The 25,588-nt window shown below is 69.7% G+C and carries 22 protein-coding genes and 2 tRNA genes; 18 read left to right on the top strand and 6 right to left on the bottom strand.

Annotation, left to right across the window (positions count from 1 at the left end; translation table 11 throughout):
• Positions 1–8 precede the first annotated feature (8 nt).
• The gene (locus OG245_RS11515) at positions 9–602 is read left to right on the top strand and encodes a biotin transporter BioY (RefSeq protein WP_371623425.1); all 594 of its coding nucleotides are present in this window, start codon (positions 9–11) and stop codon (positions 600–602) included.
• 6 nt (positions 603–608) lie between these two features.
• Here the strand turns inward: OG245_RS11515 and OG245_RS11510 are convergent, their stop codons facing one another.
• The gene (locus OG245_RS11510) at positions 609–1,895 is read right to left on the bottom strand and encodes an FAD-binding oxidoreductase (protein ID WP_371623424.1); all 1,287 of its coding nucleotides are present in this window, start codon (positions 1,893–1,895) and stop codon (positions 609–611) included.
• Positions 1,896–1,994: 99 nt separating this feature from the next.
• On the bottom strand, positions 1,995–3,446 hold the full coding sequence (locus OG245_RS11505) for an amino acid permease (protein WP_371623423.1): 1,452 nt from the start codon (positions 3,444–3,446) through the stop codon (positions 1,995–1,997).
• A gap of 225 nt (positions 3,447–3,671) precedes the next feature.
• On the opposite strand from OG245_RS11505, the gene OG245_RS11500 reads away from it, so the two are divergent.
• The 3 genes from OG245_RS11500 (at position 3,672) to OG245_RS11490 (ending at position 6,433) form a co-directional block, all read left to right on the top strand.
• The gene (locus OG245_RS11500) at positions 3,672–4,160 is read left to right on the top strand and encodes a ribose-5-phosphate isomerase (protein ID WP_371623422.1); all 489 of its coding nucleotides are present in this window, start codon (positions 3,672–3,674) and stop codon (positions 4,158–4,160) included.
• A gap of 113 nt (positions 4,161–4,273) precedes the next feature.
• Positions 4,274–5,098: an Fpg/Nei family DNA glycosylase gene (locus OG245_RS11495; RefSeq protein WP_371623421.1), complete on the top strand. Its 825-nt coding sequence runs from the start codon at positions 4,274–4,276 to the stop codon at positions 5,096–5,098.
• Positions 5,099–5,287: 189 nt separating this feature from the next.
• Entirely contained in the window at positions 5,288–6,433 is a 1,146-nt protein-coding gene (locus OG245_RS11490) for a PP2C family protein-serine/threonine phosphatase (protein ID WP_371623420.1), read from the top strand.
• A 135-nt stretch (positions 6,434–6,568) separates the two neighbouring features.
• Here OG245_RS11490 and OG245_RS11485 read toward each other — a convergent pair whose 3' ends face one another.
• Positions 6,569–7,756 (bottom strand): cation:proton antiporter, encoded by a 1,188-nt coding sequence (locus OG245_RS11485; protein WP_371623419.1) that lies wholly within the window; start codon positions 7,754–7,756, stop codon positions 6,569–6,571.
• 272 nt (positions 7,757–8,028) lie between these two features.
• Here OG245_RS11485 and OG245_RS11480 point away from each other — a divergent pair, with 272 nt between their 5' ends.
• Positions 8,029–8,529: an HD domain-containing protein gene (locus tag OG245_RS11480; RefSeq protein ID WP_371623418.1), complete on the top strand. Its 501-nt coding sequence runs from the start codon at positions 8,029–8,031 to the stop codon at positions 8,527–8,529.
• A 90-nt stretch (positions 8,530–8,619) separates the two neighbouring features.
• On the opposite strand, the gene OG245_RS11475 is transcribed toward OG245_RS11480, so the two are convergent.
• Complete coding sequence (locus tag OG245_RS11475) at positions 8,620–9,786, bottom strand: acyltransferase family protein (RefSeq protein ID WP_371623417.1); 1,167 nt, start codon at positions 9,784–9,786, stop codon at positions 8,620–8,622.
• Between the two features lie 510 nt (positions 9,787–10,296).
• Here OG245_RS11475 and OG245_RS11470 point away from each other — a divergent pair.
• On the top strand, positions 10,297–10,491 hold the full coding sequence (locus tag OG245_RS11470; RefSeq protein WP_371623416.1) for a hypothetical protein: 195 nt from the start codon (positions 10,297–10,299) through the stop codon (positions 10,489–10,491).
• A gap of 61 nt (positions 10,492–10,552) precedes the next feature.
• Here OG245_RS11470 and OG245_RS11465 read toward each other — a convergent pair.
• Positions 10,553–10,626, bottom strand: a tRNA-Gly gene (locus OG245_RS11465).
• Between the two features lie 177 nt (positions 10,627–10,803).
• On the opposite strand from OG245_RS11465, the gene OG245_RS11460 reads away from it, so the two are divergent.
• From OG245_RS11460 to clpX, 5 genes are all read left to right on the top strand, one after another.
• Positions 10,804–10,880: transfer RNA gene (locus tag OG245_RS11460), tRNA-Pro, on the top strand.
• 150 nt (positions 10,881–11,030) lie between these two features.
• Entirely contained in the window at positions 11,031–12,443 is a 1,413-nt protein-coding gene (gene tig, locus OG245_RS11455) for a trigger factor (RefSeq protein ID WP_371623415.1), read from the top strand.
• 310 nt (positions 12,444–12,753) lie between these two features.
• Positions 12,754–13,359, top strand: coding sequence for an ATP-dependent Clp protease proteolytic subunit (locus OG245_RS11450; RefSeq protein WP_169808568.1), 606 nt, complete (start codon positions 12,754–12,756; stop codon positions 13,357–13,359).
• Between the two features lie 82 nt (positions 13,360–13,441).
• Positions 13,442–14,125: an ATP-dependent Clp protease proteolytic subunit gene (locus tag OG245_RS11445; protein ID WP_007448931.1), complete on the top strand. Its 684-nt coding sequence runs from the start codon at positions 13,442–13,444 to the stop codon at positions 14,123–14,125.
• A gap of 156 nt (positions 14,126–14,281) precedes the next feature.
• Positions 14,282–15,580 (top strand): ATP-dependent Clp protease ATP-binding subunit ClpX, encoded by a 1,299-nt coding sequence (gene clpX / locus OG245_RS11440; protein WP_007448932.1) that lies wholly within the window; start codon positions 14,282–14,284, stop codon positions 15,578–15,580.
• Positions 15,581–15,668: 88 nt separating this feature from the next.
• On the opposite strand, the gene OG245_RS11435 is transcribed toward clpX, so the two are convergent.
• Complete coding sequence (locus tag OG245_RS11435; RefSeq protein ID WP_371623414.1) at positions 15,669–16,673, bottom strand: hypothetical protein; 1,005 nt, start codon at positions 16,671–16,673, stop codon at positions 15,669–15,671.
• Between the two features lie 299 nt (positions 16,674–16,972).
• Between OG245_RS11435 and OG245_RS11430 the strand changes: the two genes are divergently transcribed.
• The 7 genes from OG245_RS11430 to mreD all read left to right on the top strand — a co-directional run bounded on the left by OG245_RS11430 (position 16,973) and on the right by mreD (position 25,524).
• Positions 16,973–19,594: a valine--tRNA ligase gene (locus OG245_RS11430; protein ID WP_371623413.1), complete on the top strand. Its 2,622-nt coding sequence runs from the start codon at positions 16,973–16,975 to the stop codon at positions 19,592–19,594.
• 135 nt (positions 19,595–19,729) lie between these two features.
• Positions 19,730–21,262, top strand: coding sequence for a folylpolyglutamate synthase/dihydrofolate synthase family protein (locus OG245_RS11425; protein WP_371623412.1), 1,533 nt, complete (start codon positions 19,730–19,732; stop codon positions 21,260–21,262).
• Positions 21,263–21,270: 8 nt separating this feature from the next.
• Complete coding sequence (locus OG245_RS11420) at positions 21,271–21,624, top strand: DUF4233 domain-containing protein (RefSeq protein ID WP_371623411.1); 354 nt, start codon at positions 21,271–21,273, stop codon at positions 21,622–21,624.
• 239 nt (positions 21,625–21,863) lie between these two features.
• Positions 21,864–22,277, top strand: a complete 414-nt coding sequence (ndk, locus tag OG245_RS11415) for a nucleoside-diphosphate kinase (protein ID WP_217229759.1) — start codon at positions 21,864–21,866, stop codon at positions 22,275–22,277.
• A gap of 288 nt (positions 22,278–22,565) precedes the next feature.
• On the top strand, positions 22,566–23,585 hold the full coding sequence (locus OG245_RS11410) for a rod shape-determining protein (RefSeq protein ID WP_007448937.1): 1,020 nt from the start codon (positions 22,566–22,568) through the stop codon (positions 23,583–23,585).
• A 200-nt stretch (positions 23,586–23,785) separates the two neighbouring features.
• Positions 23,786–24,847 (top strand): rod shape-determining protein MreC, encoded by a 1,062-nt coding sequence (mreC, locus tag OG245_RS11405; protein ID WP_371623410.1) that lies wholly within the window; start codon positions 23,786–23,788, stop codon positions 24,845–24,847.
• An 11-nt stretch (positions 24,848–24,858) separates the two neighbouring features.
• A complete protein-coding gene (gene mreD, locus OG245_RS11400; RefSeq protein ID WP_371623409.1) occupies positions 24,859–25,524 on the top strand; it encodes a rod shape-determining protein MreD in 666 nt (221 codons plus the stop codon).
• Positions 25,525–25,588 lie beyond the last annotated feature (64 nt).

Genomic DNA, 25,588 nt, shown 5'->3' with positions numbered 1-25,588 from the left:
GAGTCCCGATGAGCACTGCTGCCGCCCCCGTCCGCTCCGGAGCGGTCCTCGCCGACCTGCTGCCCGCAGCCCGGCACCGCTACGCCGTGGACGCGGCCCTCGTCCTCGGCGGCGCCGCCCTGACCGGCATCGCGGCCCAGATCGCCGTCCCGGTCCCCGGCTCGCCGGTCCCGGTCACCGGCCAGACCTTCGCCGCGCTCCTCATCGGCACCGCCCTGGGCGCCCGCCGCGGCTTCCTCTCCCTCGCGCTGTACGCGCTCGTCGGCATGGCCGGCATGCCGTGGTTCGCCGAGGCCTCCTCGGGCTGGTCGATCCCGTCCCTGGGCTACGTCTTCGGCATGCTCCTGGCCGCGACCGTCGTCGGCGCCCTCGCCCGGCGCGGCGGCGACCGCTCCGTGCTGCGCACCGCGGGCACGATGGTCCTCGGCTCCGCGATCATCTACGCCATCGGCGTGCCCTACCTCGCGCTGTCCACCGGGATGTCGCTGAGCGCCGCCGTCGCCGCCGGCCTCGTTCCCTTCCTGATCGGCGACGCCCTCAAGGCGGCGCTGGCCATGGGCGCGCTCCCCGCCGCCTGGAAGGTCCTCGGCCGCCGAGGCTGACACACCCTAGTAGGGACCCCCGAAGAGGCCCGCCGGATCGAACTGGGAGACCAGGCCGGCGAGCCTCTTCGCCGTTTCCGGCTCATGGAAACCGGCGGTACGGTCCCCGCCGCCGAAGGAGAAGTTCAGCGACCGCCCCCGGACGAGCGGCCCCAGCACCCCGGACACCTCCCCGTACAGCGAGCGCACCGCCGCCACGTCCGTCCCGTCCAGCGGCGACAGCAGCCGCAGGAGGAAGCCCGCGTCCCGGTGGGGCACCGCGTTCGCCACGTCCGGCCGCCGGGCCAACGCCCCGCCGAGGTGGTTGAGCTGCACCACCGTCATCATCGGGGCCCCGGGCCCGGTCAGCTCCAGCACCCGGGCCGCCCGCCCCGCGTCCAGCCCCCGGAGCATCAGCCCCTCCCCGTAGTACGCGTGCGGGAACGGCGGATCGCTGTGGATGGAGGGGCTCTCGGCGTACGGCATCTCGCGCAACGAGTCCGCGAGCACCGGACCGATCTTCCGCAACGGGGCCACCAGCCGCCCGCCCTCGGCCGCGTCCCCCGTGAAGGCGACCCGCACGGAGACGACGTACCGCCCGCGCAACTCCTCGGGCAGCTGCGGCAGATCCGGGTAGACCAGCGCCGCCAGCGACGAAGTGAGCGCATCCGGCACGGTCCGGGTCCACTCCGTGTAGCGGCCCGCCACCTCGGCCGCCCGCTCCCCGGCAAAGGCGATCGAGCCCCCGTACAGCCGCTCCACCGCCACCAGGCCGATCTCCAGGGCGGTCACCACCCCCAGCCGGTGCCCGCCGCCGCGCAGCCCCCAGAAGAGCTCCGGCTCGCGCTCCGGCGTGACCCGGCGCAGGACCCCGTCGGCGGTCACCACCTCCAGCGACCGCACATGGTCGGCGGCGTACCCGAACTCCCGGGCCAGGATGCCCAGCCCGCCGCCCAGCGTGTACGCGACCGCGCCCACCGAGGGCGACGAGCCGTTGAGCGGGGCCAGCCCGTGCGGGATGGCCGCCGCGGTCACCGCGCCCCAGGTCGCGCCCGCGCCGATCCGGGCGGTGCGGCGGACCGGGTCGACGGCGACGGAGTCCAGGGCGCGGGTGACGATGAGGACGCCGCCCTCGACCGCTCCGGGCAGCCCGTGGCCGGTGGCGTGCGCGGCGACGGGGAGCCCGCGCGCGGCGGCGTACGCCACGGCCTCCCGTACGTCGTCGGGGGTGGCGGCCTCGACCAGCCGGCCGGGCCGGATCGGGAAGCCGGTCTGGAAGGTGGCGGGTGCGGATCCGGTGGGCTGGGACGACATGGGGGGAGGCTCTCCTTCGCTCGCGTTTCGACGGTGCGAGGAAGAGCCTCCCCCCATTACCTGACAACCTCTGTCAGGTATCGAGCGGACGGGTGCGGATCACTTGGCGACGGCCTTGCGGCCGCGCACCTCCCGGAACAGCGAGATGCCCACCACCAGGGCCGCGACCAGCAACGACAGCACGACCTGCTCGCGGGCGGTGTCGTCGGTCAGCATGTAGACCAGGACGAAGGAGATCATCGCGATCGTCGCCCAGGTGAGGTACGGGAAGAGCCACATCCGTACGACCAGCTTGCCGGGGGTCTCGCGCAGGATGATCCCGCGCATCCGCAGCTGGGTGAAGCAGATGACCAGCCACACGAAGAGCGCGACCGCGCCGGAGGAGTTCAGCAGGAACTGGAACACCGTGTCGGGCCACTGGTAGTTGAAGAACACCGCCACGAAGCCGAAGACGACCGAGGACAGGATCGCCGTCTGCGGCACACCGCGCTTGTTGACCTTGGCGAAGGACTTCGGCGCGTCACCCCGCTCGCCGAGCGAGAACGCCATCCGCGAGGCGGTGTAGAGGCCGGAGTTGAGACAGGACAGCACGGCCGTCAGGACGATGAAGTCCATGACCTGCCCGGCGTGCGGGATCCCGATCACGTCGAGGGCGGCGACATAGCTGCCCTTCTCGACGATCGACGGGTCGTTCCACGGCAGCAGCGTCAGCACGACGAAGATCGAGCCGAGGTAGAAGACGGCGATACGCCAGATCACGCTGTTCGTGGCCTTCGAGACGGCCCGCTGCGGGTCCGACGACTCACCGGCGGCCAGCGTCACGATCTCACTGCCCATGAACGAGAAGACGACCATCAGCACACCGGTCAGGATCGCGCCCGGACCCTCGGGGAAGAAGCCGCCGCTGTCCGTCAGATGCGCCAGACCCGACCCCGCGTTGTCCGTCCCGGGCAGGAAGCCGAAGACCGCGAGGAAGCCGAAGACCGCGAGGAAGCCGATGACCACGAACGCGCCGATCGCCACGACCTTGATCCCGGCGAACCAGAACTCGAACTCGCCGTAACTGCCCACCGAGACCAGGTTGGTGGCGGTCAGCACGACCATCACGATCAGCGCCCAGGCCCACTGGGGCACCCCGGGGATCCAGCTCTCCAGGATCTTCGCGCCCGCCGTGGCCTCGACGGCGAGCACCACGACCCAGAAGAACCAGTAGAGCCAGCCGATGGAGAAGCCGGCCCAACGGCCGAGCGCCTGGTCGGCGTAGGCGGAGAAGGAACCGGAGCTCGGCCGGGCGGCGGCCATCTCGCCGAGCATCCGCATCACGAGGACGACCATCAGGCCGACCATCGCGTACGACACCAGGATCGCCGGGCCCGCGGCCGCGATGCCCGCGCTGGAACCGACGAAGAGGCCCGCGCCGATCACACCGCCGATCGCGATCATCGAGAGGTGGCGGTTCTTCAGACCTGCCTGAAGCCCGCCCGACGAGTCCGGCCGGTCCGGCTCACCGGGCTCCTGGCCCGGCTTCGCCAACGTCGTCTGCGACGTCATGGGGGGAATCCTTACGTTTGGTCCGTGAGGGTGTGCCCTGCTCCGCCGTGGGGTGGTGCGAAGACAAGGCCACGCATTCAAGCCCGGAAAGAGGCAGAAGCGGAACCCCTCATTCCGGATCGTTTGCCGGATCGTTGCCCGAGTGGTGCTGACCACATCGGACGCGGCGGGAGGCCCCGACCCCGCTGACGGCTACCCCGCGAAGTTCGTGCCACACTTCGCACCATGCGCGTGTACCTCGGATCCGACCATGCCGGCTACGAACTCAAGAACCACCTCGTCGAGTGGCTCGGCGCCCACGGCCACGAGGCCGTCGACTGCGGCCCCCACATCTACGACGCCCAGGACGACTACCCGCCGTTCTGCCTGCGTGCCGCCGAGAAGACGGCCGCCGACCCGGACAGCCTCGGCATCGTGATCGGCGGCTCCGGCAACGGCGAGCAGATCGCCGCCAACAAGGTCAAGGGCGTCCGCGCCGCACTGGCCTGGAGCGAGCAGACCGCCGCGCTCGGCCGCGAGCACAACGACGCCAACGTCGTCGCCATCGGCGGCCGGATGCACACGGTCGAGGAGTCCACGAAGTTCGTCGAGATCTTCCTCGCCACGCCGTACTCGAACGAGGAGCGCCACACGCGCCGCATCGAGATGCTCGCCGCCTACGAGACCACCGGCGAGCTCCCCCCGATCCCCGCCCACCACCCGCAGCAGGGCTGACCCGACCTCCTCGTCCCCGTGCCGCCGGGTCCCGTACCCGGCGGCACGGCCATGCCACCGGACCCCGTACCCGGCGGCACGCCTCCGTCCGCCCTTCCCGCAGGAGCCCCGCCGTGCCCGAGGGACACACCATCCGCCGCCTCGCCGACGACCACGCCGAACGGTTCGCGGGCGCGCCGGTACGGGTGAGCAGCCCGCAGGGCAAGTTCTCCGACAGCGCGGCCCTCCTCGACGGGCGGACCCTCACCGCCACCGACGCCCACGGCAAGCACCTCTTCCTCGGCTTCGGCGACACCGGCTGGGTCCACATCCACCTCGGCCTCTTCGGCAAGCTCGGCTTCGGCGCCGCCCCGCCCCCGCCGCCCACCGACACCGTCCGGCTCCGGCTGGTCAACGCCGACCACCACGCGGATCTGCGCGGCCCCACCACCTGCGCCCTGATCACCGGGCCCGAGAAGCGCGCGATACACGAACGCCTGGGCCCGGACCCGCTGCGCGGCGACGAGGACGGCGAACGCGCCTGGCAGCGGATCTCCCGCAGCCGCACCACCGTCGCCGCCCTGCTGATGGACCAGAAGGTCATCGCGGGCGTCGGCAACGTCTACCGCGCCGAGGTCCTCTTCCGCCACGGCATCGACCCGTACCGCGCGGGCAGGGACCTCGCCCGCGCCGAGTGGGACACGATCTGGGCGGACCTGGGAGAGCTGATGCGCGAGGGCGTGCGGAACAACCGGATCGACACCGTCCGCCCCGAGCACCTCCCCGAGGCCATGGGCCGCCCGCCCCGCGAGGACGACCACGGCGGCGAGGTCTACGTCTACCGCCGCGCGAACCTCCCCTGCCACATCTGCGGTACGGAGATCCGCACCGCGGACCTGGTCTCCCGCAACCTCTTCTGGTGCCCCCGGTGCCAGCCCCCCGGGCCCTCCGTCGACTGAGCGCCCGGTCGGCCCTCCGGCTCCCGACCGCGACCGGCAGCCGGAGGTCTCCGCGCGGCCCCCGACCCCGTGAATCCGTGTCATATGCCACGAGAAACCGGCTCGCGCCGTGCGGACGACCCCATTTCGAGCACATTGTCACCGGGGTCCCCCTGCACCGGAGGCGTTCGGGTGGATAAAGTCCCGGCAATGGCCCGTAGCGGAGGAGTAGACGACTTCTGGGCCCGGTGGCGCAGAAACCTGCACCGGGCCCGCATCGGCCTGCGCAAATCCGGGGTCGACTACTTCCGCGGCGACGGCTCCGACTGGATCGCCCTGGCCGGTCTGCTGCTGACGATCCCGGCCATCACCTGCGCCACCGTCGTGAGCCCGGTCTGGTTCGACCCGGCAGCCCTCGCCCTGCCCATCGTGGCGGGCGGCCTCCTGCTGCGCCCCGCCAGCCTGCTGGGCCTCTACGCCACGGCCGCCGGCGCGCTGATCATCGAGGCGCTCACCCTCGGCCCGTATCTGGACGGCCCCGCCCGGGTCACCCCGGGCACCGTGCTCGTGGTCGCCGCCTGCGGATTCTTCGGGCTGATCCTGGCCCAGTTCCGGGCCCGGGTCGGCGTGCCCTGGCGGCGCGGCGGCACGATGCTCTTCGATCTGCGCGAACGCATCCGGGTCCAGAGCTCCCTGCCCCGGCTCCCCCAGGGCTGGCACCGCGAGATGGCCCTGCGCCCGGCCGGCGGCCAGTCGTTCTCCGGAGACTTCGTCGTCGCGGCCCGCACCCACGGGGGCCGCACGCTGGAGGCCGTCCTCACCGACGTCTCCGGCAAGGGCATGGACGCGGGCTCCCGGGCCCTGCTGCTGTCCGGCGCCTTCGGCGGGCTGCTCGGCTCTCTGCCCCCGCACGCCTTCCTGCCCGCCGCCAACGGCTATCTGCTGCGGCAGGACTGGGACGAGGGCTTCGCCACCTCGATCCACCTGGTGCTGGACCTGGAGTCGGGCGACTACGAGGTCTACTCCGCCGGCCATCCGCCCGCCCTCCAACTGCACGCGGGCAGTGGCCAGTGGGAGGAGAAGTCGGGGGAGGGCCCGCTGCTCGGCGTCTACGACGGGGCCGAGTTCGACGCGGTGAAGGGATCGCTCGCGCCCGGCGACGTGCTGATGCTGTTCACCGACGGTCTCGTGGAGGCCTCCGACCGGGACATGTCCGAGGGCATCGACCGGCTCACGGGCGAGGCCGACCGCTATGTCTCCACCGGCTTCGAGGGCGCGGCCTGGCACCTGATCGAGGCCTGCGCCAAGGACGTCAACGACGACCGGGCCCTGCTGCTGCTCTCCCGCCGGGCCTGAGCGGCCCCCGACCGGGCACGGGCCACCGGACCGCGGAACGGCGGAGAGACGGAACGACGGAGAGGCGGAACGGCGGAGAGGCGCCCGTCACCCGGAGACCGGGTATCGGGGCGCCTCTCCGCCGTTCGGTGCCGCTCAGACCGACACCGGTACCTGTTTCCGGTCCTGGTCGTCGTCGTCCTTCCTGCGGCCGCCCGGCAGGACGCGGGCCAGCCAGTGGGAGCGTCCGGCGGCCAGCGGCGCGAGGACGGCGAGCAGGAGGACGTAACCGGCGATGAACGGCGAGAGCCGCTCGTCCAGTCCGGCGGCCGCCGCCATCGTGGCCAGGATGAGCGCGAACTCTCCGCGGGCGACCAGGGTGGTGGCGATGTTGGACGTGGCCTGCGCGCCGAAGGAGTACACCTTCGCCGCCGCGAGCCCGGCCGCGATGTTCATGGCGAGTGTCAGCACCACGGCGGCCAGCACCGGCCACAGCACGCTCGGGAGGTCACCCGGGTCGATGGAGAGGCCGAAGGCGAAGAAGAAGATCGCGCCGAACGCGTCGCGGAGCGGGTGGACCAGCTTCAGGATGCGGTCGGCGGACGAGGTGGAGCCGAGCATCAGGCCGACCATGAAGGCGCCGATCGCGTCGGCGACGCCGAACATCTCGGAGACACCGGCGACGAAGACGGCGACACCCAGGAAGGAGATGACGAGCAGCTCGTCGTCCTTGGTGTTCATGAGCTTGCCGATGAGCTTCGTGCCGAACCGGGCCGCCAGGGCGAGCAGCAGCAGGAAGCCGAAGGCCTTGCCGCCGTCGATCAGCGCGGCCGAGAGGCTGTCCGCACCGGACAGGATCGGCTGGAGCGCGGCGAGGTACAGGGCGAGGAAGATGTCCTCGACGACGATGATGCCGAGGATCGGCCGGGTCTCCGGATTCCCGATGCGCCCGAGGTCCACCAGGATCTTGGTGACGATCGCGGACGAGGAGATGCCGAGGACACCGGCGAGGACCAGCGCCTCCGCCGTGCCCCAGCCCAGCGCGAAGCCGAAGGCGAGACCGGCGCCGACGTTCAGCAGGAGATACGTCCCGCCGGCGATGGCCATCTTCCGGCCGCCCGTCTTGAGGTCGTCCATGTGGAACTCGAGCCCCAGGTAGAAGAGCAGGAGGACGAGTCCCAGCGCGGAGAGCATCTCCAGGTCGTGCGGGTTCTTCAGGAGCGTGTATCCGGGCGTGTGCGGGCCCAGGAGGATCCCGGCCAGGATGAACAGGGGGATCGTCGGCAGCCCGATGCGGCCGCCGAGGCGGGCGAGGACGGCAGCGGCCAGGAAGGCGCCGCCCATGGCGAGGAGGGTGTCTGCGTGTCCGATGAGCCTGATCCTTCGGGTCGGTCAAGAGCTGGTCAAGGGGGCATCAAGAATCCATCAGTAATTAGTTTACCGAACGATTGACACTGCAACTATGCTTCCGTCAGATTGTCAGCTTTTGTCTTGTTGATTCCGCTACGGGAGTCGCGCGGCCATGGCGTCAACGGCCCTACGAGCGCGTCGAGTTCGGCCGCGGTCCCGGCTGCGGTCCCGGCCGCGATCCGGGACCGCGGCCGTAGGGTCGGGCCATGACTGGACACGATCTGAGCGTCGCCGAGGTGGAGGCCATCGCTCGCGAAGCCCATGCGCGGCAGACCGACAAGGCGGGCCGCCCGTACGTGGAACACCTGGCGGCGGTGGCGAGAGGGGTACGGGAGCGGGGCGGCGACGACCGGCAGATCGCGGCGGCCTGGCTGCACGACGCGATCGAGGACGCCGCGCTCCCGGCCCAGTGGCTGGCGGCCGCCGCCCTGCCGCAGGAGGTCAAGGACATGGTCCTGGCGGTGACCAAGCGGCCGGGCGAGGAGCTGTCCTCGTACGCCGCACGGATCCTGGCCACCCCGGGCGCGCTGCTCGTCAAGGAGGCGGACCTCGCCCACAACGCGGATCCCGTCCGCCTCGCGGTCCTGGACGCGGCGACGCGTACCCGACTGACGGCGAAGTATGCGCAGGTGCGGGCGCTGTTGGGGCTGGCCGGCGACGAATCACCCCTGGACCGAAAGAATCCGGCCAACCCGGAGACGCACTGATCCACCCGCGGCCGGGCCGGCGGGTGGATCAGGGGAAAGGTGCGGGGAAGGGCGACGGGCGGACCGTGAACGCCCGGTCCGCCCAAGGGCTCAACGGCGCGCGGGGTCCTTCCGGAACGCCCACTTCAGGTCCGGCTCGGTGGCCCACCTCAGGGCGCGCCCCACCAACGGGGTGCACATGAGCGTCACGGCCACCGCCGCGGTGAGCGAGACGACCACCAGCCCGACCGGGCCGGAGAGCCAGGCGTAGCTGTCGAACAGACCTGCGTACTCGGCCCCCTTGATCAGGAAGCCGTGCAGCAGGTAGCCGCAGATCGTTCCGGCCCCGAGCGCCGTGAACCACCGGGCCCGGCCGGGCACCCAGGCCAGGAAGCCGACGGTCAGCGCCAGGGCGCAGCCGAACATCGCGAGGGTCATCACGGCGCCGGACCACCACGGCGCGTCCATCTCCTGCGCGCTGTTGGCGCGGTAGAACCAGCCGAGCTGCATGTGCGGGGCGACCCAGTACGCGAAGAGCAGCGCGCCGGCGAACAGCGGCAGCGACAGCAGCCGCACCTCGCGCCGCCTGACCAGCTGGAAGTGCTCGGGCTTCATCAGCAGGCCGAGCACGAAGAACGGCAGGAACTGCAGCACCCGCTGGAGGTCGAGGTCGTCGCCGATCTCGGGGGAGACGGAGGCGAGCACGGCGATGGCGAGCGCCACCGGCAGCGGATGGCGCAGCGTGCGCCAGATCGGCGTGGTCACCCGCCAGATGAACAGGGCGATCAGGAACCAGGTCAGGAAGAACGGGTCGATCAGGCTGATCGCCATGTCGGGCGAATCGTCCGCGTACCGCTTGAAGAGCGAATACGCCGTCTCGAACAGCACGTACGGCACCACGACCGAGGTGATCAGCCGCTTCACCTTGGGCGGGGTCATGTCGAACGAGCGGGAGAAGTAGCCGGAGATGAGGATGAAGGCCGGCATGTGGAACGTGTACACGATCATGTACAGCGCCCGGGTGGCGCGGCTTCCGTCCATCACGGGTTCCCAGGCGTGCGCCACCGCGACGAGAACGATGGCCAGATACTTCACATTGTCGAAGTAGGGATCACGCTTTTTCGCCGCCGCGGGTGCCGGAGCGGCGGCGCCCCGAGCGCTGGGAGCGTGGGTGGGGCGGGGTGCGGTGGCGGTGAGCGTCTGCTCGTGTCTGGGCTCCGGCTCCCGGGTCGCCGGGGGGAGCGGAGCCCTCTGAAATGCGCTCGGAGCTTGGAACATCTAAGGCACCTTAGACCGGTCGATTGCTTCGCGTAAAACAGCGGGGAGATATCGCGTGTTCCCCTCTATTCGAATGTGAAACCGTCGAACACCGCCCGCTATGACACGCTTGATCCCCCTTAAATAGGGCATATCGGCAGCGTGTTGAGCGAAGTGAATGACGTCGCATCCACGCGGTCAATTGCCTGTGAATGAACTGTGGGGATGCGGAAACGATCTCTGCGGCGATATTCGGCCGCGAGGATTTCACAGCAGGTGCACAGGGGGCGCGAGGGGGGCGTTACCCGGGCCCGTTCGCCGCCCGGGCGCCGGGCGCGGCACGGGGCGGGTGCCACTCCGCGCCGCCCGCGGTGACGGCGCCGTGCCGTGCAGGATGGCGGGATCCCGTCAGTACGTTCCGTCACCCGGCAGCAACCACGGGGGAGTTGGTGGCACGATGGGGGTGACGGGGCGCGCGGTGTTGCACGCTTCCGGGCCGGCAAGGCGGACCGACCGAGGGTGTGATCAGACGTGGCTATTTCACTGTCTATGGTGCTGCTGTTCGCGGTCATCCTGGTGGTAATGATCCGTGGTGGCTCCATCAAGCCCGGTCCCGCGCTCGTCGCGGTGCTCTTCGGCTTCTTCCTGGCCTCGACCGGCATGGCGCCGTCGATCAACAGGTTCATGAACTCGATAGCCGACACCATCAACCAGATCAGCTTCTGAGACACCGCGACGCACGAGGGCCGGGCCGGAGGATCATCCTCCGGCCCGGCCCTCGACTGCGTGGAGCGGGCGACGGGAATCGAACCCGCGTAGCTAGTTTGGAAGACTAGGGCTCTACCATTGAGCTACGCCCGCAAGCGTCGCACCGCAGGTCCGTGGACCGCGGCACGAAGAGCATCGTAGCGGGTCGGCGGCGGTGCCCGCACACCCGTTGTGCCGGCCACCGGTCCGGACCCGGACCGGGCCTCTGACGCCGCTCCGTAAAGCGGCGGATCAATGGCTCCGGTGCATGTACCCTACGTGTCGCACCGACGGGGTGTGGCGCAGCTTGGTAGCGCGTCCGCTTTGGGAGCGGAAGGTCGTCGGTTCGAATCCGGCCACCCCGACCACCAGCAAGATCGCATTGTGGGAGTCATCCCCCTTGCCGTTACTATGCAAAATGCGTGCCCGTGTGTCTGATGTACCGGGCTCGGTCCGCGAAGCCGCCAATCGGCGGCCCAGCAGAACCCCAAGAAGTCAGCCACCAAGGAGACCGAACCGTGAAGAGCGCCGTGGAGACCCTGAACCCGACTCGGGTTCGGCTCAGCATCGAGGTGCCCTTCGAGGAGCTCAAGGACAGCCTCGACGCGGCGTACAAGAAGATCAACCAGCAGGTCACGGTGAAGGGCTTCCGCAAGGGCAAGATCCCCGCCCGGGTCATCGACCAGCGGTTCGGCCGCGGTGCGGTGCTGGAGGAGGCCGTCAACGACGCCCTCCCGAAGTTCTACACCGAGGCGGTCAACGAGGGTGAGCTGAACGTCCTCGGCCAGCCCGAGGTCGACATCACCGAGCTGAAGGACGGCGAGCTGCTGGCCTTCACCGCCGAGGTTGACGTACGCCCCGAGATCGAGATCCCGGACTACTCCGGCATCGAGGTCACCGTCGACGCCCTCGAGGTCACCGACGAAGAGGTCGAGAAGGCCGTGGAGCAGCTCCGCGAGCGCTTCGCCGCCACCAACCCGGTCGAGCGCGCCGCCGCCGACGGCGACGTCGTCACGATCGACCTGCAGGCCAAGGTCGACGGCGAGGTCCTGGAGGACGGCGTCGCCGACGGTGTCTCGTACACCATCGGTTCCGGCGAGCTCCTCGACGGCATCGACGAGGCCGTGACCGGCCTGGAGGCCGGTGGCGAGGCCACCTTCACCTCCGAGCTGAAGGGCGGCTCCGCCGAGGGCAAGGCCGCGGAGGTCACCGTCAAGGTCACCGCCGTCGCCGCCCGTGAGCTCCCCGAGCTGGACGACGACTTCGCCCAGATGGCCAGCGAGTTCGACACGCTGGAGGAGCTGAAGGCGGACAGCCGCAAGCGCCTGGAGACCACCAAGCAGTACGACCAGGCCACCCAGGCCCAGGAGCGCGTCCTGGAGGAGCTGCTGAAGCTCGCCGAGGTCCCGATCCCGGAGAAGCTGCTCGCGGACGAGGTCCAGACCCGCAAGCACAACCTGGAGCACCACCAGCTCGGTCAGATGGGTCTCGACCTCGAGAAGTACCTCGAGATCCAGGGCAAGACCCTGGAGGAGTTCGAGAACGAGACCTCCGAGCAGGCCATCAAGGGCATCAAGACCCAGTTCATCCTGGACGAGCTCGTCAACAAGGAGAAGCTGAACGTCAACCAGGAGGAGCTCACCGAGCACCTCATGCGGCGTGCTGCCTCCTCCGGCATGAGCCCCGACCAGTTCGCCCAGGCCGTCGTCGAGGGTGGCCAGGTGCCGATGCTCGTCGGCGAGGTCGCCCGCGGCAAGGCGCTCGCCGTCGTCGTCGAGGCCGCCAAGGTCGTCGACACCAACGGTGAGGTCGTCGACCTGGAGGACGAGGAAGAGGCCGCCGAGGCCACCGCCGAGACCACGGAGGCGCCCACCGAGGCCGCCACCGAGGACAAGGCGGAGGACAAGGCCGAGGAGAAGAACGAGGCCTGAGCCTCGTCCCGATCCCAGGACGGCCTTCGCGCCGACCGGCACGACGGGCCCCGGACGCTCCACGCGTCCGGGGCCCGTCGCCGTATCGCGGCGCGGAGCGTCGTATCGCTGTGCGAGCCCCGGAACCCTTGTGCCCACTGCGGACCTTGCGCTCCCAGCGAACAGTTGCGGAAGCGGGATGGCGTTGTCCCACCTGCGCGTTAGGGTCCATGAAGAGGAAGGGTGGGGCAGTGACTTCACCCGCCCGGTACGAAGACGCTGAGACGGCCGGAGCCGTCAGAGACGAGCAGGTGGATACGTGACGAATCTGATGCCCTACGCCGCCGGAGAGCCGTCCCTCGGTGGAGGCCTCGGTGACCAGGTCTACAGCCGACTGCTCGGCGAGCGCATCATCTTCCTCGGTCAGCAGGTCGACGATGACATCGCCAACAAGATCACCGCACAGCTTCTCCTCCTTGCCGCCGAGCCCGACAAGGACATCTACCTCTACATCAACAGCCCCGGTGGCTCGGTGACGGCCGGCATGGCCGTCTACGACACCATGCAGTACATCCCGAACGACGTCGTCACCATCGGCATGGGCATGGCCGCCTCCATGGGCCAGTTCCTGCTCACCGGCGGCGCCGCGGGCAAGCGCTTCGCGCTCCCGAACACCGACATCCTCATGCACCAGGGTTCGGCCGGCATCGGCGGCACGGCCTCGGACATCAAGATCCAGGCGCAGTACCTGCTCCGCACCAAGACGCGGATGGCGGAGATCACCGCCCGTCACTCCGGCCAGACCGTCGAGACGATCATCCGCGACGGCGACCGCGACCGCTGGTACACGGCGGAGGAGGCCAAGGACTACGGCCTCATCGACGAGATCATCACGGTCGCGTCGGGCATCCCGGGCGGCGGCGGCACCGGTGCCTGATCCGGTTCCCACCGGACCGGCCGCACCACCTTCCGTACGCCTCTCGCACGCCGAGACCTCCAGCCCACAGAACGCCACCAGGATGGTGAACACCCACATGAACAACTTCTCCGGCGCCTCCGCGAGCGGCCTCTACACCGGCCCGCAGGTGGACAACCGCTACGTCGTCCCGCGCTTCGTGGAGCGCACCTCGCAGGGTGTGCGTGAGTACGACCCGTACGCGAAGCTCTTCGAGGAGCGCGTGATCTTCCTGGGCGTCCAGATCGACGACGCCTCGGCCAACGACGTCATGGCGCAGCTGCTGTGCCTGGAGTCGATGGACCCCGACCGCGACATCTCGATCTACATCAACAGCCCCGGCGGCTCGTTCACCGCGCTCACCGCGATCTACGACACGATGCAGTTCGTGAAGCCGGACATCCAGACGGTCTGCATGGGCCAGGCGGCCTCCGCCGCCGCGGTCCTGCTCGCCGCGGGCACCCCGGGCAAGCGCATGGCGCTCCCGCACGCCCGGGTGCTCATCCACCAGCCGTCCTCGCAGACGGGCCGCGAGCAGCTCTCCGACCTGGAGATCGCGGCCAACGAGATCCTCCGGATGCGCACGCAGCTGGAGCAGATGCTGGCCCGGCACTCGACGACCCCGCTGGAGAAGATCAGCGAGGACATCGAGCGCGACAAGATCCTCACGGCCGAGGACGCCCTGGCGTACGGTCTGGTCGACCAGATCGTTTCCACCCGCAAGACCACCGCGGGCGCATCGCTCTGACGTCGGTCTTTCCCCTTGGCACATTCCGTTTGCACGGTCACGGCCGTGTGAACCGTGCCAAGGGGGGCCCGAACGGGGGCCCAGGCAAGGTACCGTCGGATAGAGGCACCAGGAGCCGCTGAACCAGGCGTCTCCCAGGCGAAGGGGATTCACCTCGTGGCACGCATCGGTGATGGCGGAGACCTGCTCAAGTGCTCGTTCTGCGGAAAGAGCCAGAAGCAGGTGAAGAAGCTCATCGCGGGACCCGGTGTGTACATCTGCGACGAGTGCATCGATCTCTGCAACGAGATCATCGAGGAGGAGCTCGCGGAGACGAGCGAGGTGCGCTGGGAAGAGCTTCCCAAGCCTCGTGAGATCTACGAGTTCCTGGAGGGGTACGTCGTCGGGCAGGAGCCCGCGAAGAAGGCCCTCTCGGTCGCGGTGTACAACCACTACAAGCGGGTCCAGGCCGGGGAGAACGGCGGCGGCGCGAATCGCGAGGACGCGATCGAGCTGGCCAAGTCGAACATCCTCCTGCTGGGCCCCACGGGTTCCGGTAAGACGCTGCTCGCGCAGACGCTGGCCCGCATGCTCAACGTCCCGTTCGCCATCGCGGACGCGACGGCGCTGACGGAGGCCGGCTATGTCGGCGAGGACGTCGAGAACATTCTGCTCAAGCTGATCCAGGCGGCCGACTACGACGTCAAGAAGGCCGAGACCGGGATCATCTACATCGACGAGATCGACAAGGTCGCCCGCAAGAGCGAGAACCCGTCGATCACCCGCGATGTCTCCGGCGAGGGCGTGCAGCAGGCGCTGCTGAAGATCCTGGAGGGCACCACCGCCTCCGTACCGCCGCAGGGCGGACGCAAGCACCCGCACCAGGAGTTCATCCAGATCGACACGACGAACGTGCTGTTCATCGTGGGCGGCGCGTTCTCCGGCCTGGAGAAGATCATCGAGTCCCGGGCCGGCGCCAAGGGCATCGGGTTCGGTGCCACGATCCGCTCCAAGCTGGAGATCCAGGCGAGCGACCAGTTCCAGGAGGTCATGCCGGAGGACCTGGTGAAGTTCGGGATGATCCCGGAGTTCATCGGCCGTCTCCCCGTCCTGACCTCGGTCCACAACCTGGACCGCGAGGCCCTGCTGCAGATCCTCATCGAGCCGCGCAACGCCCTGGTCAAGCAGTACCAGCGCCTCTTCGAACTCGACGGTGTGGAGCTGGACTTCGAGCGCGAGGCGCTGGAGGCCATCGCCGACCAGGCGATCCTGCGCCAGACGGGCGCACGCGGTCTGCGGGCGATCATGGAGGAAGTCCTCCAGTCCGTGATGTACGAGGTCCCGTCCCGCAAGGACGTCGCCCGCGTGGTCATCACTCCCGACGTCGTCCGCAACAACGTCAACCCGACGCTGGTTCCGCGCGAGCCGCGCACGATCGGCAAGAACGACGGCGGCCGGCACGAGAAGTCGGCCTAGCCGCAGAAGACTTGGCCACGCCGAAGGGGCGCCCACCGGATGAACCGGCGGGCGCCCCTTCGGCGTTGAGCGGTCAGATCGGATCGGGTCAGATCTTGGTGCGGGAGGTGTTGTAGAGCTTGGCGGCGAGTGCGGCCACCTCGTCCTGGGACATCGACTTGTTGGTCATGGCCCCGCCGATGTCGACACCGATCACCGCGCTGACGGTGCTGTAGTCGGCCCAGACGCAGATCGGCATGGTCATGTCCTTGGGGCCGTTCTGGACCGTGCCGTCGGCCTTGTCATTGACGATCTTCATGTCCTGGCACTTCATCAGCGCGCCCTCGAAGCCGTCCGGGGTGACATTCTTCGGGCTGCCGACCAGCTCGCCCTCGAAACCCTCGTCCGCCATCACTTCCTTCTCGGCGTTCAGGAAGAAGCTGTCGATCACGGCATCGGGGTCCTCGACCTCTCCCCAGAGGCCCATGAGCATGAGCATCTTCGCGGTGAGCGGGTTCTTCTCGACGTCGCCGCTCTGGTACTGGGCACCGGCCTGGTTGGGGTTCTTGACCCCGATGGCCTCCATCTCGGCCTTCTCCTTGCCCATCAGCGGGCCGGCCGGCGCCTTCTCCTTCGTGTCCTGCTTGTAGTCGTCCACCGAAGCCGCCGGCGTCAGCTTGTACCCCTTCGTGGAGTCCGCCACGTCACCGCTGCCGCCGCCGGAGGTCAGGAAGTACACCCCGCCCGCGATGACCGCCAGGGCCACCACGGCCACGCCCACGATCAGGCCGGTCTTCTTCTTCGGCTGCGGCGGCTGGGAGCCGTACGGGGGCTGCCCGCCGTACGGAGGCGTGGGCGGCTGCTGGCCGTAGGGGCCGGGCTGCTGGGCCTGCGGGTAGCCGTAACCCTGCTGCGGCTGCTGCGGCTGCGCGTACGGGTTCGGCTGCTGCGGGGGGACGCCCTGCGGGGCCTGCTGCGGGTAGCCGTAGCCGGGCTGGCCCTGCGGGGGGCCCTGGGGCGGCGGGGCTCCGTACGGGCCCGGCTGCTGCCCGTACGGTCCGGGCTGGCCCTGCGGCGGCTGCCCGCCGTACGGGCCCGGCTGGTTGTAGCTCATTGCGGTGTCCCCTCCAGAATTCTCGGACCGGCCGGCACCCGAAGGGCGGCGTCGCGGGGCCGGGCACGCGCATCTGCGGCGTTGTCGTCCATCACCAACGCTCCGCGTTGGCTCAATCCTCCGCCGTGCAGCTGCACGCACCCAGCCCCGCTCCTTCTCCCGCCCTTCAGGTGCCGGTCGGTCCTTATGCGTTGCGAACATCCTGACCGAAGCAGCCCTGACATGGGGGATCGGGTCGGACACCGTTACTGAACCAACCCGTTTCAGTGCAGACCTGTGACGGCCCTAAACTGTCTCCCGTGACCGAGAACACTCAGCAGCCAAGCGCCAGCAACCCCGAACTGCCGACCCAGTACGCGCCGGCCGATGTAGAGGGGAAGTTGTACGAGCGCTGGGTGGAGCGCGGGTACTTCGAAGCCGACGAGCACAGCGACAAGCCGCCGTACAGCATCGTCATCCCGCCGCCGAACGTCACCGGATCCCTTCACCTGGGTCACGCCTTCGAGCACACCCTGATCGACGCCCTCGTCCGCCGGAAGCGGATGCAGGGCTACGAGGCGCTCTACCAGCCGGGCATGGACCACGCCGGCATCGCCACCCAGAACGTCGTCGAGCGCGAGCTCGGCAAGGAGGGCAAGTCCCGCCACGACCTGGGCCGGGAGGCCTTCGTCGAGCGCGTCTGGCAGTGGAAGGACGAGTCCGGCGGCCAGATCTCCGGCCAGATGCGCCGCCTCGGCGAGGGCGTCGCCTGGTCCCGTGAGCGCTTCACCATGGACGAGGGCCTGTCCAAGGCCGTCCAGACCGTCTTCAAGCAGATGTACGACGACGGGCTCATCTACCGCGCCGAGCGCATCATCAACTGGTGCCCCCGCTGTCTCACCGCGATCTCCGACATCGAGGTCGAGTACCAGGAGGACGACGGCGAGCTCGTCTCCATGACGTACGGGGACGGCGACGAGACCATCGTCGTCGCCACCACCCGCGCCGAGACGATGCTCGGTGACACCGCCGTCGCCGTCCACCCCGACGACGAGCGCTACAAGCACCTGGTCGGCAAGCAGATCAAGCTGCCGCTGACCGACCGCACCATCCCCGTCGTCGCCGACCACCACGTCGACCCGGAGTTCGGCACCGGCGCGGTCAAGGTGACGCCCGCCCACGACCCGAACGACTTCGAGATCGGCAAGCGCCACGACCTGCCGTTCCTCACGGTCCTGGACGAGCGCGCCGTCATCACCGTCCCCGGCCCCTTCCAGGGCCTGGACCGGCTGGAGGCCCGCTCCGCCATCGTCGCCGCCCTGCGCGCCGAGGGCCGGATCGTCGCCGAGAAGCGGCCCTACGTCCACTCCGTCGGGCACTGCTCGCGCTGCAAGACCACCATCGAGCCGCGCCTCTCCCTCCAGTGGTGGGTCAAGGTCGCCCCGCTCGCCAAGGCCGCCGGCGACGCGGTCCGCGACGGCAGCGTCAAGATCCACCCGCAGGAGATGGAGAAGCGCTACTTCGACTGGGTCGACAACCTCCACGACTGGACGATCTCGCGCCAGCTCTGGTGGGGCCACCGCATCCCCGTCTGGTACGGCCCGAACGGCGAGGTCGTCTGCGTCGGACCCGACGAGGCGGCGCCCACCGGCGAGGGCTGGACCCAGGACAGCGATGTCCTCGACACCTGGTTCTCCTCCGGCCTGTGGCCGTTCTCCACCCTCGGCTGGCCCGAACGGACCGACAGCCTCGCGAAGTTCTATCCGAACTCCGTCCTGGTCACCGGCTACGACATCCTCTTCTTCTGGGTCGCCCGGATGATGATGTTCGGCCTGTACGTCAACGACGGCGTCCCGCCGTTCTCCACCATCGTCCTGCACGGCATGGTCCGCGACGAGCACGGCAAGAAGATGTCGAAGTCCTTCGGCAACGTCGTCAACCCGCTGGACTGGATGGACAAGTACGGCTCCGACGCCCTGCGCTTCACCCTCGCGCGCGGCGCCAACCCCGGCACCGACGTGCCGATCGGCGAGGAGTGGGTCCAGGGCTCGGCGAAGTTCTCCAACAAGATCTGGAACGCCACCCGCTTCGCGCTGATGAACGGCGCCACGATCGAGGGCGAGCTGCCCCCGGTCGAGGAGATGTCCGTCACCGACCGCTGGATCCTGTCCCGTCTGAACAAGACGGTCGCCGACGTCGACGCGTTCTACGACGACTTCCAGTTCGCCAGGATCAGTGAGTCGCTGCGCCACTTCGCGTGGGACGAGGTCTTCGACTGGTACGTCGAGCTGTCCAAGACCACGTTCTTCGCGGGCGGCCGCCCGGCCGAGGTCTCGGGCCGGGTCCTCGGCGAGGTCCTGGACGTGATGCTGCGGCTGCTGCACCCGATCGTCCCGTTCGTCACGGAGGCGCTGTGGACCGCGCTCACCGGGCGCGAGTCGATCGTCATCGCCGAGTGGCCGGGCGACTCCGGCTTCCGCGACGAGGCGGCCGAGAAGGAGATCGAGCTGGTCCAGCAGGTCGTCACCGAGGTCCGCCGCTTCCGCAACGACCAGGGCCTCCAGCCCGGCCAGAAGGTCCCGGCCGAGCTGACCCTGACCGGCACGGAGCTCGCCCCGCACGAGGCGGCCATCCGCCAGCTCCTGCGGCTCCAGCCCGCCGGGGACGGCTTCCAGGCCACCGCGTCGCTCCCGGTCGCCGGGGCCACCGTCGCGCTGGACCTGTCCGGCACCATCGACGTCCCGGCCGAGCGCAAGCGCCTCACGAAGGACCTGGAGGCCGCGCAGAAGGAGAAGGCCCAGGCCACCGGGAAGCTCGGCAACGAGGCCTTCCTGGCCAAGGCCCCGGACAACGTGGTCGACAAGATCCGCGGCCGGCTCTCCAAGGCCGAGGCCGACATCGAGCGGATCGGCGCCCAGCTGGCGGCCCTCCCGCAGAGCTGATCAGCTCCGGGCGAAGCCCCCGCACCCCGACCGGCCGGGGACGCGGGGGCTTCGCCGTACGTCCTCCGCGCCCCGCCCGTCCCACTCCGCCGGGCGCTGCGCGCGATGTCGGTGCCCATCCGTAGACTGGGCCCCGTGAGTGAGCCCCGCCCTTCAGACCGGCACGACGCGCCCGATCCCGACGACACCTTCGAGGAGATCGTCGACGAGGCGACCCAGCGCGACCCCGACCTGGCGGTGATCGAGGCCGGGAGCCGCACACTGCGCGCCCACTCGGGTCAGCCGCAGGGCGAAGCGGTCCCGGCCCGCCCGGCCGACCCCGAGACCGACAAGGCGCTGCGCGCGGTGGAGCAGGAGCTCGCCGGACGCTGGGGCGAGACCAAGCTGGAGCCGTCCGTCACGCGCATCGCCGCGCTGATGGACGTCCTCGGCGAGCCGCAGCGCGCCTACCCCTCCATCCACATCACCGGCACCAACGGCAAGACCAGCACGGCCCGCATGATCGAGGCCCTGCTCAACGCCTTCGAGCTGCGCACCGGCCGCTACACCTCGCCGCACGTCCAGTCGATCACCGAGCGGATCAGCCTGGACGGCTCCCCGATCGAGCCCGAGCGGTTCATCGAGACGTACGAGGACGTCAAGCCGTACGTCGAGATGGTCGACGCCCAGCAGCCCTACCGGCTCTCCTTCTTCGAGGTCCTCACCGGCATGGCGTACGCGGCCTTCGCCGACGCGCCCGTCGACGTGGCGGTCGTCGAGGTCGGCATGGGCGGCACCTGGGACGCGACGAACGTCATCGACTCCACGGTCGCCGTCGTCACCCCCATCTCGCTCGACCACACCGACCGGCTCGGCACCACGCCCGCCGAGATCGCCGGCGAGAAGTCCGGCGTCATCAAGCAGGGCGCCACGGTCATCCTGGCCCAGCAGCCGGTGGACGCCGCGCAGGTGATGCTCAAGAAGGCCGTCGAGGTCGACGCCACCGTGGCCCGCGAGGGCATGGAGTTCGGCGTCACCTCGCGGGAGATCGCGGTCGGCGGACAGCTGCTGACGCTGCGCGGGCTCGGTGGCGCGGCCACCGAGTACACAGACATCTTCCTTCCGCTGTACGGAGCCCACCAGGCGCACAACGCCGCGGTGGCGCTCTCCGCCGTCGAGGCGTTCTTCGGCATCGGCGCCGAGCAGGCCCGCTCGCTCGACATCGACGCGATCCGCAAGGCGTTCGCCTCGGTGCTCTCGCCCGGCCGCCTGGAGGTCGTGCGCTCCAGCCCGACCGTCGTGCTGGACGCCGCGCACAACCCGGCGGGAGCCAAGGCGGCGGCGGACGGCGTCTCCGAGGCGTTCAGCTTCTCCCGGCTGATCGGCGTGGTCGGCACGAGCGGCGACAAGGACGCCCGCGGGCTCCTGGAGGCCTTCGAGCCGATCTTCGCCGAGATCGTCGTCACGCAGAACTCCACCGCCCGCGCGATGGACGCGGACGAGCTGGCCGCGATCGCCGTCGAGGTCTTCGGCAACGACCGGGTCCAGGTGGAGCCGCGGCTCGACGACGCGCTGGAGGCGGCGATCACGCTGGCCGAGGAGGAGGACGAGTACGCGGGCGCCGGGGTGCTGGTGACCGGATCCGTGATCACGGTCGGCGAAGCCCGGCTGCTGCTGGGAAGGGGCTGAGAAGAAGGATGCGGACGCTCTGCGCCTCGACGCTGATCGGTGAGTTCTTCGTGATCGGCTTCGCCGGTCTCGTCGCGATGAAGCTGGACGACGCTTCCATGGCCGTGGTCTGGACGGTGTGCGGCATCGGCATGGCCCTCTCCGTGCTGCTGTGCGGCATGATCACCCGGCCCGGCGGTGTCCAGCTGGGCTGGGCGCTCCAGGTCGCGCTGGTCCTGAGCGGGTTCGTGGTCCCGGTGATGTTCATCCTGGGGCTGGCCTTCGGCGCACTGTGGTGGGCCTCGATCCACTACGGCCGCAAGATCGACGAGGCCAAGGCCGACTGGGCCGCCCGACAGGAAGCCGAAGAGGCCACGGCCTGAGGTCCTGAGGCTCCGAGGCCCCGGTGCATCGGCCCCTGGGGCTCCGGGCCTGCTCCCTCCGCCCGGATCTCCGGATCGTGCGGGGCCGGGCCCGGCGACACGCGCGGCTCGACCCTCCCGGCCCCGGGAATCCGGGGCCTGAAGGTGACCCTGGGTGAACCCGGGCGCAGACCCGCCTCCGAACCCCTGTAATCTCGCCCTCACCGCACCCGTATGCCTGGCCTTGCAAGGAGCCGTACATGACTCAGCGCACTCTCGTCCTGCTCAAGCCCGACGCGGTCCGCCGTGGCCTGATCGGCGAGATCGTCGGCCGCATCGAGCGCAAGGCGGACTGGCGGATCACCGCGCTGGAGCTGCGCACCCTGGACCACGGGACGCTGGAGCAGCACTACGGCGAGCACCAGGGCCGCCCGTTCTACGAGCCGCTCATGGAGTTCATGCAGTCCGGCCCCGTCGTCGCCCTGGTGGCCGAAGGTGAGCGGGTCATCGAGGGCGTCCGTACCCTGGCCGGCCCCACCGACCCGATCGCCGCCGCGCCCGGGTCCATCCGCGGTGACTTCGGCACGATCACCCGCGAGAACCTCATCCACGCCTCGGACTCCGAGGAGTCCGCTGAGCGAGAACTGAAGCTTTTCTTTCCGGGACTTTCCTGACCCGATCGGCCAAACAGCGCTGTACGCCTGGGGCGACCGAAGTAATTCGGTCGCCCTTCGGCATAGGGTTTGGGATCGCGGGAACGCATCCCTCCGACGTAACGTCACCATGGGTAGAACGGGCACCCGTTCCGCTCACACTGGCGAAGGACCCTCGCGCTGTGTCCGTGCATACGGCACTACGATGGAAGCTTCCACGCCCGCAGCGCCAACCTCGCCTACCAGAACAAGCCATCTTCGCTACCTGGGAAGGCCCGACGCATCCTCATGGGGAACAAGGGGAACTCAATGTCGTTCATCGGCCGTGACATGGCTATCGACCTCGGGACTGCCAACACGCTGGTGTACGTCAGGGGGCGCGGCATCGTTCTGAACGAGCCGTCCGTCGTGGCCATCAACACCAACACCGGCGGAATTCTGGCGGTCGGCTCCGAGGCCAAGAAGATGATCGGGCGCACACCGGGCAACATCGTTGCCGTGCGGCCGCTGAAGGACGGCGTGATCGCCGACTTCGAGATCACCGAGCGCATGCTCCGCTACTTCATCCTCAAGATCCACAAGCGTCGCTATCTGGCCCGCCCCCGCGTCGTCGTCTGTGTGCCCTCCGGTATCACCGGGGTCGAGCGCCGCGCCGTCATCGAGGCGTCCACGCAGGCCGGCGCGCGCCAGGTGCACATCATCGAGGAGCCCATGGCCGCGGCCATCGGCTCCGGCCTGCCGGTCCACGAGGCCACCGGGAACATGGTCGTCGACATCGGCGGCGGCACCACCGAGGTCGCCGTGATCTCGCTCGGCGGCATCGTCACCGCCCAGTCGATCCGCACCGCCGGTGACGAGCTGGACAACGCGATCATCCAGCACATCAAGAAGGAGTACTCACTCCTCCTCGGTGAGCGGACCGCCGAACAGATCAAGATCACCATCGGTTCGGCGTTCGACCTGGAGAAGGACGAGCACACCGAGATCCGCGGTCGCGACCTGGTCTCCGGACTGCCGAAGACGGTCGTCATCTCGGCCGCCGAGGTCCGCAAGGCCATCGAGGAGCCGGTCAACGCGATCGTCGACGCCGTGAAGACGACGCTCGACAAGTGCCCGCCCGAGCTGTCCGGCGACGTCATGGACCGCGGCATCGTCCTCACCGGCGGCGGCGCGCTGCTGCGCGGACTGGACGAGCGGCTGCGCCACGAGACGGGCATGCCGATCCACATCGCCGAGGACCCGCTGGACTCGGTGGCGCTCGGCTCCGGCAAGTGCGTCGAGGAGTTCGAGGCGCTCCAGCAGGTGCTGGACGCCCAGCCCCGCCGCTAGAGCACCTCCGGGAGGCGGCCCCCTCGGGGGACACCACCCGATATCCGGCGAGCGGACGCTGACGCTCCGCCCGCCGGATCGTTGATATAGATCGTTGCTGCAGGTGCGGGACGCGGAGACACATCCACGCGTACGCACGCACGTACAGCGACGTACACACAGGCACGAACATTCCGACGAGGAAGGCACGGCCGCCGCACGTGAGGGACACACGAGAGAGCCGGCTGCTCCTGGTGCTGCTGATCGCCATCGCATTCGCCCTGATCACGGTGGATATCCGAGGCGGCGAGGAGTCACCTGTCGACGGCGCACGGCAGGCCGCGGCCACCGTCTTCGGCCCGGTCGAGAACGGCGTGGCGGCAGCGGTCGACCCGGTGGGCAACGCCATAGGCGCGGTACGGGACTCCGGCAACCGGCACGACCGGATCTCCACCCTGGAGCAGGAGAACGCCGCGCTGAAGGCCAAGCTCGGCAGCGACGACCGCACCAACAGCCGGGTCCGCCAGCTCGACGCCATGCTGAAGAACGCGGGCGCCGGACAGTACGGCATCAAGGGCGCCGAGGTCATCGCCATAGGAGCGGCCCAGGGCTTCTCCTGGACGGTCACCATCGACGCCGGGGCCGACGACGGCATCCGCCGCGACATGACCGTCCTCAACGGGGAGGGGCTGGTCGGCCGGGTCACCACCGTCGGCCCCGACACCGCGACGGTCCTGCTCGCCAACGACCCCGACTTCACCGTCGGCACCCGGATGGAGAAGACCGACGAGCTCGGCTTCGCCACCGGCCAGGGCTCGCGCCCGCTGTCGGTGCAGTTCCTCAACGGCAAGGCCAAGGTGAAGGCCGGCGACCGGCTGGTCACCTTCGGCTCCAGCAAGGACAAGCCCTTCGTGCCCGGAGTGCCGGTCGGCGAGGTCGTCCGCGTCGACCCCTCCGGCGGCGCGCTGACGAGGACCGTGTACGTGAAGCCGTACGTCGGGTTCACCAAGCTCGACATCGTCGGCATCGTCGTGCAGGCCCCCCGCGAGGACCCGCGCGACATGGTCCTGCCCAAGCAGCCCGTCAAGACGAAGCCGAAGCCGACCCCCACGGTCACCGTCACGGTCCAGCCCAACGGCGACCTGGTGGACGGCTCCGGCAAGGTCGTCGGCAACATCAACGAGCAGGGCGGCGACGCCGCCGGTGACGCGGCAGGCGACCAGCAGGGCAACGCCCAACCCGACAACGCCCAACCCGACAACGCGGCCAACGACCAGGAGTAGAGCTGATCCCCATGCGCATCAACCGGACTCTGCTCTCGATCGTCCTGGTCGTCGTCGCCCTCGTCGTCCAGGTCTCCGTCCTCGCCCGCCTCCAGCTCCCCGGAGCCGTCCCCGATCTGCTGCTCCTCACCGTCCTCGGGCTCGCCTTCGTGTACGGGCCGGTCAGCGGCTCCCTCATCGGCTTCGGCGCGGGGCTCCTCGCGGACCTCGCCCCGCCCGCCGACCACGCCGCCGGACGCTACGCCCTGGTGCTCTGCGTCATCGGCTACCTCGCGGGCATGATCCGCCCGGAGAACGGGCAGCTGAAGTCGGCCTTCGCCCCGATGGCCGCGGTCGTCGCCGCCGCGATCGGCTCGACCCTGCTGTACGCGGGTGTCGGCGCGCTCGTCGGGGACACCGCCGCCCGCCATGTGGGCCTGGGCAGCCTGCTGTTCACGGCCGCGGTCTACGACCTGCTGCTGGCACCCTTCGTGGTGCCGCTCATCATGGCGCTGGCCAGACGCACGGAGCACGATCCGCTCGCCGAGTCCTCGTCCGGCGGCAACGACGTCGCCGCCGGCTGGCTCGCCTCGGGCACCGGTCTGCGGATCGGCAACCAGCGCGGCGGGCTGCGCGTCAAGGCCGCCCGCAGCCGCGCCGCCCGCGCGGGCAGGATCAAGGGGGTCAAGCGACTGTGAGGCCGTGCTTCCCGGGGGACGACCCCCGTACCCCCAGCAGCAGCACCACCGACGGGGGCACCGC

This window comes from Streptomyces sp. NBC_01116 (assembly GCF_041435495.1).
Classification (GTDB): domain Bacteria; phylum Actinomycetota; class Actinomycetes; order Streptomycetales; family Streptomycetaceae; genus Streptomyces.
The sequence above is the reverse complement of the archived record's forward strand: the minus strand, read 5'-3'. Positions and strand labels throughout refer to the sequence as shown.

Excerpts from the sequence above, each read along its gene's own strand:
- ndk (WP_217229759.1), top strand. The coding sequence starts at position 21,864 with ATGACTCAGCGCACTCTCGTCCTGCTCAAGCCCGACGCGGTCCGCCGT.
- OG245_RS11515 (WP_371623425.1), top strand. The coding sequence starts at position 9 with ATGAGCACTGCTGCCGCCCCCGTCCGCTCCGGAGCGGTCCTCGCCGAC.
- OG245_RS11485 (WP_371623419.1), bottom strand. The coding sequence starts at position 7,756 with ATGGGCGGCGCCTTCCTGGCCGCTGCCGTCCTCGCCCGCCTCGGCGGC.
- mreD (WP_371623409.1), top strand. The coding sequence starts at position 24,859 with ATGCGCATCAACCGGACTCTGCTCTCGATCGTCCTGGTCGTCGTCGCC.
- OG245_RS11410 (WP_007448937.1), top strand. The coding sequence starts at position 22,566 with ATGTCGTTCATCGGCCGTGACATGGCTATCGACCTCGGGACTGCCAAC.
- OG245_RS11490 (WP_371623420.1), top strand. The coding sequence starts at position 5,288 with ATGGCCCGTAGCGGAGGAGTAGACGACTTCTGGGCCCGGTGGCGCAGA.
- OG245_RS11510 (WP_371623424.1), bottom strand. The coding sequence starts at position 1,895 with ATGTCGTCCCAGCCCACCGGATCCGCACCCGCCACCTTCCAGACCGGC.
- OG245_RS11475 (WP_371623417.1), bottom strand. The coding sequence starts at position 9,786 with ATGTTCCAAGCTCCGAGCGCATTTCAGAGGGCTCCGCTCCCCCCGGCG.
- OG245_RS11445 (WP_007448931.1), top strand. The coding sequence starts at position 13,442 with ATGGTGAACACCCACATGAACAACTTCTCCGGCGCCTCCGCGAGCGGC.
- OG245_RS11505 (WP_371623423.1), bottom strand. The coding sequence starts at position 3,446 with ATGACGTCGCAGACGACGTTGGCGAAGCCGGGCCAGGAGCCCGGTGAG.
- OG245_RS11420 (WP_371623411.1), top strand. The coding sequence starts at position 21,271 with ATGCGGACGCTCTGCGCCTCGACGCTGATCGGTGAGTTCTTCGTGATC.
- OG245_RS11450 (WP_169808568.1), top strand. The coding sequence starts at position 12,754 with ATGCCCTACGCCGCCGGAGAGCCGTCCCTCGGTGGAGGCCTCGGTGAC.
- OG245_RS11500 (WP_371623422.1), top strand. The coding sequence starts at position 3,672 with ATGCGCGTGTACCTCGGATCCGACCATGCCGGCTACGAACTCAAGAAC.
- OG245_RS11480 (WP_371623418.1), top strand. The coding sequence starts at position 8,029 with ATGACTGGACACGATCTGAGCGTCGCCGAGGTGGAGGCCATCGCTCGC.
- OG245_RS11435 (WP_371623414.1), bottom strand. The coding sequence starts at position 16,673 with ATGAGCTACAACCAGCCGGGCCCGTACGGCGGGCAGCCGCCGCAGGGC.